Source organism: Streptococcus taonis (assembly GCF_029948085.1).
GTDB lineage: Bacteria > Bacillota > Bacilli > Lactobacillales > Streptococcaceae > Streptococcus > Streptococcus taonis.
Genome location: NZ_JARZZP010000009.1, coordinates 30,474 through 42,908, shown reverse-complemented (window position 1 = coordinate 42,908; position 12,435 = coordinate 30,474). Strand labels below are relative to the sequence as shown.

Genomic DNA, 12,435 nt, shown 5'->3' with positions numbered 1-12,435 from the left:
TAATACGAGTTTGACCCTTAAGCAAGTCTGGATCTTCCTGATGAATAGTGTCATAAGCAACTGCTTCTGTCGTAACTTCAAGCTCTGGTTTCACCTCTTCTAAACTTGGAACACCTTCACTTGGAATTGAGGTGTGCTCTACCTTAGTGCCTACTGTGATGATTTCTGATACAGGGGAGTTGGTGACTTCATTAGAGACCTGCTTGCGATTTTCCTTGCCATCGACAGTTGTCACCTCGGTTAAGATGGTACGCTCACCGGCTACTCCTACTCTGATGACACGAGTTTGACCCTTAAGCAAGTCTGGATCATCCTGATAAATAGTATCATAAGCAATGGCTTCTGTCGTAACTTCCAATTCTGGTTTATCTTCAACAAGACTTGGAGCACCTTCGCTTGGAATTGAAGTTGATTCTACCTTGGTGCCTACTGCGATAATTTCGGTAACGGTCGCGGTTGTTATTTCATTAGAAACTAGTTTGCGATTTTCCTTGCTATCGACAGTCGTAACCTCGGTTAAAATAGTACGTTCACCGGCTACTCCTGCTCTGATGACACGGGTTTGACCCTTAAGCAAGTCCGGATCGTCCTGATGAATAGTATCATAAGCAACGGCTTCTGTCGTCACTTCAAGCTCTGGTTTCTCCTCGACCAAGCTCGGAGTACCTTCGCTTGGTATTGAGGTGGACTCTACCTTAGTGCCTACTGCGATAATTTCGGTAACGGGTGCGGTCGTAACTTCATTAGAAACTACTTTACGGGTTTCCTTGCCATCTACAGTCCTCACCTCGGTTAAAATAGTGCGCTCACCTGCAACCCCTGCTTGAATGACACGGGTTTGACCCTTAAGCAAGTCTGGATCGTCCTGATAAAGAGTGTCATAGGCGATGGTCTCTGTCGCAACTTCAAGCTCTGGCTTCACCTCTTCTAAACTTGGGACACCTTCACTTGGAATTGAGGTGGATTCTACCTTATCTGCTTGTGGAGAATGAGGTTTTGTATTTTCATTTCTAGAAACTTCTCCATTCCCGCTTACAAAATAATAGCCTGTAAATTCATAACCCTCAATCTTTTCAGGTCTAGGCAAAAATTCTCCTGCAACTGTTTTGACAAGAGCTGGACGAAGCTCTACTAAGTTCTCCAAGGCAGAAACCGATAGAGCAGTCCCACCTACAGCCAAAACTGTCACTAGAAAGAGAGAGGCTCCCTTTCTCTTTTTAATGAGAGTGAGCGAAACTAACAAGATTCCTGTACCTAGCACAGGCAGGATAGCATTTGAAAACAAGCCAGTATCAGGTAACTTCGCAGTAGATTTACGGTAGATGAAGTAATAATCCTTACCTTCCTCCACTTGGATAGCATTCTCTTCAAACCAACGTAGTTCAGCCTTCAAAGATTCAGGCAAGTCTTTATCTTCCACATAGTGTGACACTAGCTGGGGAATCCTTTCCTCTGCAAGCACAGCATTTCCACTTGTGCCTACAAAAAATAAACTCGTTCCTAATAAGACGGAACAAGTTCCTACTGCATACTTTCTCAAAGAAAAGCGTTGTTTTTCTTTAACATGATGTTGTTTCATGACAAACTCCAATTTCGTATCTATTCCTTCTCACAGTATATCAAAAATAGTAGACTCCTACAAAGGATTTGAATAACAAAATTGTTATATTTAGCTTCTTTATCCAATTTTGAAAGAAAAACATCCACATCCTTTGTAAACATTCACAGTAAGAACGTGATTTCCTCCCAGAAGTTCTTCTATTATCTGCTACTTAATAAAAATCTAGTGAATAAAAGTAGGAGGCCGATGAAGCTGAAAGAGCCTAAAATTCTAGATTCTACAAAGCAAAAACCACAAGTGAAATCAGTTTTTCTGACTTCACTTGTGGTAGTTATGTTTTATCAAAATATTTACCGAATCCTAATAGAACTCCACAGCCGTTTTCCTATCTCTTTTTCACCGACATTAAAGATATATCTCGCAAACTAAAGTAAGCAAGGACCAACATGGCTACTGTGATAAAAAATTCTGTTGGTAGCTGAAAGATTTGCAGGATGGACAACATAAGCAAAATCACGAGGGAAACGAGACCAAAAACAAGAATTACAATATTAACCGTCCCCTTGATACTTTGAGGTGTCGCAAATATATAGAGTAAGAGTAATAAAATCCCTATGATTAAATAGACCATTTTCTGCTCTTTCTAGCTCTTATTCAGCTGATTTTTTCTTTTTGTTTGCTTTCTCACGCTCTGCCTTGTTAAGGATTTGTTTACGCAAACGGATAGACTCAGGCGTTACTTCCATGTACTCGTCGTCGTTCAAGAACTCAAGTGATTCTTCAAGTGTCAAGATACGAGGAGTCTTGATAACCGCTGTTTGATCCTTAGTTGCTGAACGAACGTTAGTCATTTGTTTCGCTTTCGTAATATTAACAGTCAAGTCATTTTCACGAGAGTTTTCACCGATGATCATTCCTTCGTAAACCTCAGTACCTGGGTTGACAAAGATAGTTCCACGTTCTTCGATAGACATGATAGAGTAAGTCGTTGCCTTACCAGTATCGATAGAAACAAGGGCACCACGGTGACGTCCACCGATTTCACCTGGAATCAATGGCAAGTATTGGTCGAAGGTATGGTTCATGATACCGTAACCACGAGTCATTGACAAGAACTCAGTTGAGTATCCAATCAAACCACGGGCTGGAACAAGGAAGACCAAACGAGTTTGACCATTACCAGTTGAGATCATATCCAACATTTCACCTTTACGTTCAGAAAGACTTTGGATAACAGATCCTTGGTACTCTTCTGGTGTGTCGATTTGAACACGTTCAAATGGTTCACATTTAACACCATCAATTTCTTTTACGATAACTTCTGGACGAGATACTTGAAGTTCATATCCTTCACGACGCATGGTTTCGATAAGGATTGACAAGTGCAATTCCCCACGTCCTGATACAGTCCATTTATCTGGTGAGTCAGTTGGTTCAACACGAAGAGAAACGTCTGTTTGCAATTCTGCTTGAAGGCGCTCTTCAACTTTACGAGAAGTGACCCATTTACCTTCACGACCAGCAAATGGTGAGTTGTTGACCAAGAAGGTCATTTGAAGTGTTGGCTCATCGATGTGAAGAACTGGAAGAGCTTCAACTGCGTCTGTAGGAGTAATTGTTTCACCAACGAAGATATCTTCCATACCTGAAACGGCAATCAAGTCACCAGCTTTGGCTTCTTGAATTTCACGACGTTCCAAACCAAAGAAACCAAAGAGTTTTGTGACACGGAAGTTCTTAGTTGTACCATCCAATTTAGAAAGGGTTACTTGATCCCCAACCTTTACACTACCACGGAAGACACGTCCGATACCGATACGACCTACGAAGTCGTTGTAGTCCAAAAGTGACACTTGGAATTGAAGGGGCTCATCTGAGTTATCAACTGGAGCTGGAATGTGGTCGATAATAGTGTCAAAGATCGGCGCCATAGTCTTTTCTTGGTCTGCTGGATCATCTGACAATGAAGAGGTTCCGTTGATCGCTGACGCATAAACAACTGGGAAGTCAAGCTGGTCATCATCCGCACCAAGCTCGATGAAAAGTTCCAAGACTTCATCCACTACTTCTGCTGGACGAGCTGATGGCTTATCGATTTTGTTAACCACAACGATAGGTACAAGGTCTTGTTCCAAGGCTTTTTTCAATACGAAACGAGTCTGTGGCATGGTTCCTTCGTAGGCATCTACGACCAAAACAACACCGTCAACCATTTTCATGATACGTTCAACTTCTCCACCGAAGTCCGCGTGCCCTGGTGTGTCCATGATGTTGATACGAGTTCCGTTGTAGGCAACTGCTGTATTTTTCGCAAGGATGGTAATTCCACGCTCTTTTTCAATATCGTTTGAGTCCATTGCGCGTTCTGCCAACTCTGTACGCGCGTCAAGAGTTTCAGATTGTTTCAACAATTCGTCAACAAGGGTAGTTTTACCGTGGTCGACGTGGGCGATAATCGCGATATTACGGATATCTTCTCTTAATTTTGTCATGATTTCCTCTATTGTATTCAAAAATTTATTTTCTAACTGAACGATTATACCACAATTTTGAGCAAATGACTTAACTCAAGTAAGTGTAAATGTTTTCAAAAGATCATTATTCTTTATAAATTGAAATACAGTTGAAAAGGCATCTTAAAATAATGTACTAATGTTACGAAAACTAATACAGCTGATGGTTTTCCCATCGGACTTGGTTACTTTTTCGAGCTGGTCATTGACATAGTTGGTGCTATGACCGTTGGCGTCGGTTTCTTTTGCCAAGCTACCTGTAGCGTCATAGGCATACTGATCCTCTCCACCTGTTGGGCGTTTCTTACTGCTGACACGGTTCATACTGTCATAACTGTAGGTTGTTGTATGACCTTCGCCACTTGTTTCGCTCAAACGATTGCCCAAAGCATCATAGCTGAAGCTTTGCTTGCTTCCTGTTGGAGCTACTGTTTCGATGATTCGTCCTAATGGGTCGTACTTAAAGGCTGTCGCTTGACCATTTGGATCCCTATGTTGAGCCGTTGAGGTATAGGTCATCTTAGTGACAGGGCCATTGGCATCGGTGACTTGGATCGGATCACCCAGTTCATTATAGGTGTATTGAGTCTTACCACTATTATAGCTGATGGTGATAGTATAAAACTCTCGATGAAAAATTTCTTCGAGAGTTTTTAATGATTATCACAAAGTTCAAGCTACTCAGTTTCTTCTAATAAGGAAGGATTAATAATTAATTCTCTTTCAATATCCCATCCTATTCCACTGATGGTTGTTATTCCATGCATCCCTAATAATTTAGGCTCTTTATCCAATAATTCTCCAGTCTCTTTACAAAAAAAGTTACTTTTAAAATGAAGTTTATAAAAGCCAAAATCCAGATTTTTCTCTTCCTCTGTTAAGGGAATATTAGCGATAGTATGGAAATATCCTTTTTTCCAATATGCATCACCTACAATAGCAGGTGAAATTAACAAGTTAGAATAATCTGGCTTGTATTTATCAATATTTTTTTCATGAGTAATTCCTTTAAAGATAAATACAACATGTTTTCCTTCCACAAAAGAATCCGGAACTTTTCTAACTATATTAGCAACCAGCACTTTACCATAAAAGTAGATTCCCTCCCTAGGAGACACAAGAAATACATCTCCCACTTTTGGAATTGACCTGCTTTTTTTAATCACTTTTAGTTGATGAGTAGCTGCCTTTGTATCATAAAAGTCATCTAACTCCTTCTGAATTTCTAAATTTAAACTCTCAAAATGTTCTTTTCTTCTTAAAGCTATTAGATTTGTATTCATTATTAATTTCCTCCATTAAGATATTTTTCTGCCCACTTCATGGCACCATCATACATTTTATTTTTAGGACTAATACTATTAATTTTATTCAATTGATTCGCATGGCCGTTTTCAATAAGATACTGCTCCACTGCCCTAGCCTGGTTTCTTGTCAAACCACTATATCGTTCATCAAGGCGCGAAAAATTCTTTCCTTGACGATTATGTTGATACAATCTTGATTCTAAATCTTGTTTTGTTATTCCTGTATAAACAGCACCTTCAGTATTAGCATCAATTCCATAATAAACACTATTATTAGACGAACCTTTATCTAACCAATTATTAAAATGATTATCTTTAGTGACTTTAGGCTTCTCCGCAAACATTTGGAGATTCTCTACTGTCATTGGTAGACGTCCACCCGTAGGCTTCGTTGTCACCACATCAGCCTTAGGAGCTGGTAAAGCTAACACAGGATCTGGTGCTGGCAAGGCAAGGGGTTTACTAGTCGGCCCAGGCAATGCTAGTTGCTGTACAGGGGTTACATCCTTGCGTGGTCTCGTGACTGGTACATCCCCTGATTTCGGCTTCGTCGTCACCACATCAGCTTTAGGAGCTCGAACTGTTCGGCTACTTACACCTTCTGTCACTGCGTTAAGGAAAAGGCTTGTACCAATGCTGGTTGGAGTGATCTGGCCTCCTTGAGCCGCATCACTAATCGTGTCAATCACGGTTTCACCTACCGTATCAACCCCGTGACGCACCAGACCATTTGTCACACTTGAACTAGCTGCTCCTAGACCAGCCGTCAGACCTCCTGTAAAGGCTCCAGTGACCGCACCTCCCTTAATACCTTCCCATGTATCCTTGAGAATAGTCTTACCATCTTTTCCTGATAAAGCACCTGAAACAAGGGCTTGGGTTCCTCCACCTGCTGCCCCTGCTATAACTCCAACACCAACACCTGTCGCAACAGCCGCACCAAAACCAGTCAAACCGACACTTCCGACTAATCCGGCTACCACAGGAGCCGCTGCTCCTGCAGTGGCTACAGACACAGCTACTGCTGCTACAGTCGCAGCTGCCACGATGGCAACCTTCTTCCAGTCGACATTTTTCACGAAATCAACGACTTGATTCTTGACTCGTTCAGCTGTCGTACAGACATGTTTTAAGGTGTTCTGCAAGGCTGTTCCCCAGTTTCGGAGGAGATTCATACCTTCTCGGATGGTTGGGGAAGAGCTCAAGCCTGTGGCTAGGGCATAGGCAGACCGAACCACTTGTTGGCGCTTAGCTTCTATCTGTGCAGCCGCTTGCTGGTATTTCGTTTGTACATAGTCACTGGCACTATTGTAGGTCGTTTGAACCTTATTCCACTGTCTGCCAACCCAATTCGATGCACGGTTGACCTGGGTTCTGACCCAGTTGGTCGCATGGTTGAAAGCGCTCTTGGTCACATTCCAAGCCTTGGATGCGACACTCTTCACACCATTCCAGGTGTTTGAGGCGACTCGTTTTACACCATTCCAAGCATTAGAGGCCGTCTTTTTAACATAGTTCCAGCCTTTTTTGATACTGTTCCAGAAGTGCCCACTCGGGTCGGTATAGTTGACAGGGTTGTTCTGCACATAGCTGTAGCGGTTCTGGCTGAGAGGGTCTGTTTCCTCCCCTGGGTAGCTATCCTCGGTTAAGAAAGTACCTCCCTGACTATCATAATACCTTGCGCGTAAATAGTCAAGTCCAGTATCATCACGGGCTTCGCCGTTATAGGCAAAGGGATTTCCTGTCGTGTCTGTGCTTGTCTTTCTTGCCCCATAGAGATGATAGCGACTGGATGAGACGGCTTGTCCATCCTTGGTCAAACCTGTCACAGAGCCCAACTGGCATAGGTCACTTCTCCCTGATCCGGTAGGTTACCGAGTTCTGGTGGGTTGACAACGATTCCCTCCTTAGTCACTGTAAGCAACTGATCCTTTAAGTCATAGATGTAACATAAAACTCTCGAAGAAATCCTTCCTCGAGAGTCTTTGCATGTTTCTATCACAACAGAAGAGGTTAATTTAAACAATTAGTACGATTCTAGTTAAGATAATCATGTAATTTAATTTCTCTTTTTAAGTTTTTCAAAAACATTCTAAGCAAATTATTTCTGAGAACTTTTCAATTTATTAACTTAAATAAATAATTAAATTCCTATAGTCTCAGATACTAAATAACAATCACTTTTCCAACTTGAAAATAAGAGGAAATTTCTCAGAAATTACATCTATCCCAAAATTAATACCAATTACTTGATAATGGTGAAAAGTTTTGAAATATACTTGTTGTAATTTTTCTCTTAACCTAGTATTCTCATCTAACCTTTATCACTGTGCAATATCGGACCAAAAAGGAATTTGGGGTAAATTAGATAGATTTGTCTCTCTGCTTACTGTGATTCCATGAAAATAATCAGTTAGGCTTTTTGAATAATAAATGATATCTGAACCAACAATTGAAAATACAGGCGAAATTGGAGTATTACATGATGCAATATACCTATGACCAAAAATGGGCAATAATGTTGGGGAATTCATTAAACGACTTAGTATTTCTCCTTTTGTAAGTTCTAAATTACTTGGAGCTTCTCCCCAATTATCGCTCCAATCAACATATTCTATTTCTTCTGCTATATTTTCTTTTATTACTTGTATATAATTACTCAACACCTTAACATTCTGAGGTGAAAAATCACTCCAATCATACCAGTTTTCAGGAAGTTCCTCCATATTTCCATAAACTTTTTTAAATTCGTCAGGTAAATAAACGCTATAAATTTCTTCTATCTTTCTAAATGTTCTATTATTAAATTTCTTTGACATTATATTCCCCTTATTTTATTCTTATAAAAGTTTGATAGTGATCTTGAGTATACCATATGGATCCATCTTCACCTATAACAATTCTTTCCATTCCTCTTCGCACTCCTTTTTGATATGGATGAACATCGTACTCTTTATAAGTAATTCCATCGGGAAGGAGTTCTTCACCATCTAAAGGCTCATTTTTATAAACTTTTCCTCCTTTAAATCCATCTGGTGGATTACCCTTATTGTTTTTAATCTGTGAAATAGTATCTTCAACATATTGAGGAATTTTATTAACATCTTTGACATCATCTACTTTATCCGCCACACGAGCAGCGTCTGATGCCTTGTCCGCTGCCTTTGCAGCTTTCGAAGCATCTTTAGCTTTATCAGCTGCCTTTGTAGCTTTTGAAGCATCATTGACTGCGTCTACTGCATCGAGTGCTTTTTCAAGTTTCCTTAATTTGCCAGCCTTAGCTATAGGAAAGAAATTACTTGCAATATCAACAGCTAACTCTGCACCTGCCGCCCAACGATTTGCGTCTTCGCCCGTTAGTGGATCTTTCCCTGTAACTAAACGTTCTCCATTATTCCAGCCTATGAATTCAGCTGCTAAAGTTGGAAGTTTAGCTTTATTTTCTTGGTTAAACTTCGCAAATTTTACATTAGAGGCATAGGCATTTTCCTCAGGAGTCATTGGGGGAGCCTTTAGATACTCCTCTAATGTCATCCTATCAATTCGCTCTTTCTGATCCGGTCTAAGTCCATGTCTTGCCGCATCTTCATACTTTCTAAAGTCTGCGACAGATGGAACTTTATTTTCTCCCTTATCGGAGGCACCAGTTGTTTTTGGATCACAGACATGTTTTAAGGTATTCTGTAAAGCGGTTCCCCAGTTACGAAGTAAATTTAATCCTTCCCGGATGGTTGGCGATGACTTGATGCCTGTTGCTAAACCATATTCATAACGAATCTGTTGGCGACGACGCTGTTCTGCTTGGGCTCTTGCGCGCGCTGCCTGTTGTTGGGCATATGCATAAGAACTTTGTCCTCCGTAACTTCCACCTTGATATGTTGCCACATTGGGACCAAAAGCTTGATAATAACTTGCTGGTGCTCGGAAATTTCGATCGGTTCGAATACGACGATCTGTGTATTCATGTAATGACACTGCACGGCCTAAAGAATCTTCTTCAACAATACTCCGTTGGTAGAAACGTTGTAGGCGCGTATTGATACTACGAGGGCGACTTGGTTCGCCTTCACCACCCATCCAGACCATTCTATGCCCACTCGGGTCGGTATAGTTGACGGGGTTGTTCTGCACATAGCTGTATCGGTTCTGGCTGAGAGGATCCGTCACCTCACCTGGATAACTATCCTCGGTTAAGAAAGTACCTCCCTGACTATCATAATACCTTGCTCGTAAATAGTCAAGTCCAGTGTCGTCACGAGATTCGCCATTATAGGCGAATGGATTCCCTGTCGTATCTGTGCTTGTCTTTCTTGCCCCATAGAGGTTATAGCTACTTGATGCGACGGCTTGTCCATCCTTGGTCAAGCCTGTCACAGAGCCTGACTGGTTGGTCAAGTAGTTGTAACTGTCACCTGTTTGGTTGTTGAGGTAGCTAGCTCGACCTTTACCATAACTATAGGTCTCTCGCGCCTTGCCATCATGATCATAGGTTTCAAGGACTTCTGTATGTTCACGATTGATATCGTTGACATAGTTGCGTTCCTCGTAGTAGTTGTAGGTATCCTCTCGTGTGGTATAAGGGATCAGAACATCCTGAACCTGACTGGCATAGGTTACTTCTCCCTGACCCGGTAAGTTCCCGAGTTTTGGTGGGTTGACCATGATCCCTTCCTTACTTGCTCGATCCTTAGCCACTTTCTGGTGATAGGCTCTCGACACATCGTCAAAGATACTGTGCCAGATGCTTCCTACTGTCTGTGGTAGGGTGGATAGGGCTTGGAGGACATTCTGACTAAAGCCATACCAGAAGAGAGAGTTTTCTTCCCCACTTGGGGCTGTGTATGGCGACTTACGACCTGACTTGGTATCCTTTGGCTTGCGTTGGAAGAGTTGATAAGTGTTCTTGCCTTCCTTGCGACTAGCAGTGAAGACACGATTATCATCTCCGTCGTAAAGTGCAGCCATGAGAAGGCCCTTCTTGTCCTTGATCGCAAGCAAGCGGTTCTCGGTGTCGTAGATGTAGTCTAGCTTCTCTGAATTCTTCTCAGAAGCGATGCGATTGCCATTCTTGTCGTAGGTATAGGTGATGGTACCATCTGGCCCTTCCAGTTTGGTCAAGCGGTTATGGTCATCGTAGGTAAAGCGTGTCTGGCTCTCCTTGCCATCAACTGTCTCGGTGCTGGTTAGTTTATTGCCGGCTAAGTCATAGGTGTAAGAGAGTTTAGAGAGTTCCTTACCAGATGCATCCGATACGGTCATGTTTTCCACTTGACCCAGAGTATCGTAGGTATAGGTATGGACTAGGGTTTCGCCATCCTGCTTGATGGTTTCCTTGGCAATGTAGCCACCATCATCATACTCATAGCCGTAGCTGGAGATGAGCTTGTCTTGCTTGTCCATGTGACGGAGTTCGGTGAGACGGTGAGCCTTGTCATAGGTCAAGAAGCTCTTAGTCCCATCTCCTCGGTCAACCTCCGTCAGATCTCCTGCTGTGTTATAGCTATAGCTGGTCTTTTGTCCCTTAACATCTGTCACGGAAGTGAGACGATCCAGTTCATCATAAGTGTAAGAGACTGTACTGCCATCTGGGTAAATCATCTTCGAGATATTGCCATAGGCATCATACTCGTACTGAATCAGGCTACCATCTCCCTGACGAACACCCGTGATCTCGCCTTCTTCGTTGGTCGCGTACTGACTAGTTCCTGTCAGGTCACTCATAGACACCCGACGACCATCCGCATCATAGGTATAGAGGACTTGACCATCTTGCTTTTCAGAGTACTCCACCTTGAGCAGTTGATCCAGCTTGTTGTAGTCATAGCTGATGGTTTTCCCATCGGACTTGATTACTTTTTCGAGCTGGTTATTGACATTGTAGGTATAGGTCTCCTTATCTCCAAGACTGGTCATGCGCTCCACTAGATTGGAAAGCTGGTCATAGCTGTAGCTTGTGACCTTGCCATTTCCATTCGTAACCGAAGTGACATTGCCCACACTGTCGTAGGTATAGCTAGAGGTAGAAGCCTTCTCTCCACTTCCTTGTGTCGCTGTAAGCAACTGATCCTTTAGGTCGTAGGTGTAGGTCTTGACACGCTTGCTTCCGGATGTGACACTGGTGAGGTTGCCATTGGCATCATAGGTCATACTTGCGACGCCACCAGCTTCATCTGTGATCTTCGTGAGATGGTTATCATGGTCATAGCCATACTTAGTCCACTGGCCTGCCGTATCGCTTTCTGAGGTGAGGCGATTGAGGCTATCATAGGTCCGCTTGGTTACTTGACCGAGAGGATTCGTCTCCTCAAGGAGATTGCCATTCGGATCATAGGTATAGGTCGTTTCGCGCTTACCATTGATAGTTCGTTTGGTCACCTGACCGACTGGGTCATAGCTTGACTCCACTGTTCGACCAGTTGGCGTTTTGATCGTTTTTAGTTGATCGAGGGTCGTATAGTCAAAGGTGGTTGTAGCACCGGACGGCTTGGTCAGTTTGGCTAGATTCCCCGCTTCATCGTAGCTATACTTGGTTTCAAGGTCAAGGGCGTTCTTAGCCGTTAAGAGACGACCAACCTTGTCATAGCTATAGTGATTGCTTCGGTCGGATTGGTCTGTCTCTTTCACCAAGTTTCCAGACACATCATAGCTATAGGTTTTTGATAGCCCCTGTGGACCTGTTTGCTTAGTGAGACGGCCCAAGGCATCATAGGCGTAGGTATAAGCTGCCTCATTTGGTAAGGTGCGTTTGGTCACACGACCATAAAGGTCATTGACATAGTTGGTGCTATGACCGTTGGCATCTGTTTCTTTTTCCAAGCTACCTGTAGTATCATAGGCATACTGAGTCTCTCCACCTGTTGGGCGTTTCTTACTGCTGACACGGTTCATACTGTCATAACTGTAGGTCGTTGTATGACCTTCGCCACTTGTTTCGCTCAAACGATTTCCCAAAGCATCATAGCTGAAGCTTTGCTTGCTTCCTGTTGGAGCTACTGTTTCGATGATTCGTCCTAATGGGTCGTACTTAAAGGCTGTCGCTTGACCATTTGGATCT

At 42.6% G+C, this 12,435-nt stretch carries 8 protein-coding genes; all 8 read right to left on the bottom strand.

Features of this window, described 5'->3' with window-relative positions:
- Positions 1-1,579: G5 domain-containing protein (locus tag QEZ38_RS06050; protein WP_281335331.1), on the bottom strand; the 1,579-nt coding region annotated here is incomplete at its 3' end.
- Positions 1,580-1,946: 367 nt separating this feature from the next.
- A complete protein-coding gene (locus QEZ38_RS06045) occupies positions 1,947-2,192 on the bottom strand; it encodes a DUF3165 family protein (protein WP_049549039.1) in 246 nt (81 codons plus the stop codon).
- Between the two features lie 19 nt (positions 2,193-2,211).
- Positions 2,212-4,053 (bottom strand): translational GTPase TypA, encoded by a 1,842-nt coding sequence (gene typA, locus QEZ38_RS06040; protein ID WP_049503436.1) that lies wholly within the window; start codon positions 4,051-4,053, stop codon positions 2,212-2,214.
- Positions 4,054-4,197: 144 nt separating this feature from the next.
- Positions 4,198-4,683 (bottom strand): hypothetical protein, encoded by a 486-nt coding sequence (locus QEZ38_RS06035; RefSeq protein WP_483887400.1) that lies wholly within the window; start codon positions 4,681-4,683, stop codon positions 4,198-4,200.
- A gap of 68 nt (positions 4,684-4,751) precedes the next feature.
- The gene (locus QEZ38_RS06030; RefSeq protein WP_281335329.1) at positions 4,752-5,357 is read right to left on the bottom strand and encodes an immunity 26/phosphotriesterase HocA family protein; all 606 of its coding nucleotides are present in this window, start codon (positions 5,355-5,357) and stop codon (positions 4,752-4,754) included.
- Positions 5,358-5,359: 2 nt separating this feature from the next.
- Positions 5,360-7,210, bottom strand: coding sequence for an RHS repeat-associated core domain-containing protein (locus QEZ38_RS06025; protein WP_281335367.1), 1,851 nt, complete (start codon positions 7,208-7,210; stop codon positions 5,360-5,362).
- A gap of 495 nt (positions 7,211-7,705) precedes the next feature.
- A complete protein-coding gene (locus tag QEZ38_RS06020) occupies positions 7,706-8,200 on the bottom strand; it encodes a hypothetical protein (protein ID WP_000037407.1) in 495 nt (164 codons plus the stop codon).
- Positions 8,201-8,210: 10 nt separating this feature from the next.
- A partial coding sequence (locus QEZ38_RS06015; RefSeq protein WP_281335328.1) for an RHS repeat-associated core domain-containing protein occupies positions 8,211-12,435 on the bottom strand: 4,225 nt, incomplete at its 5' end.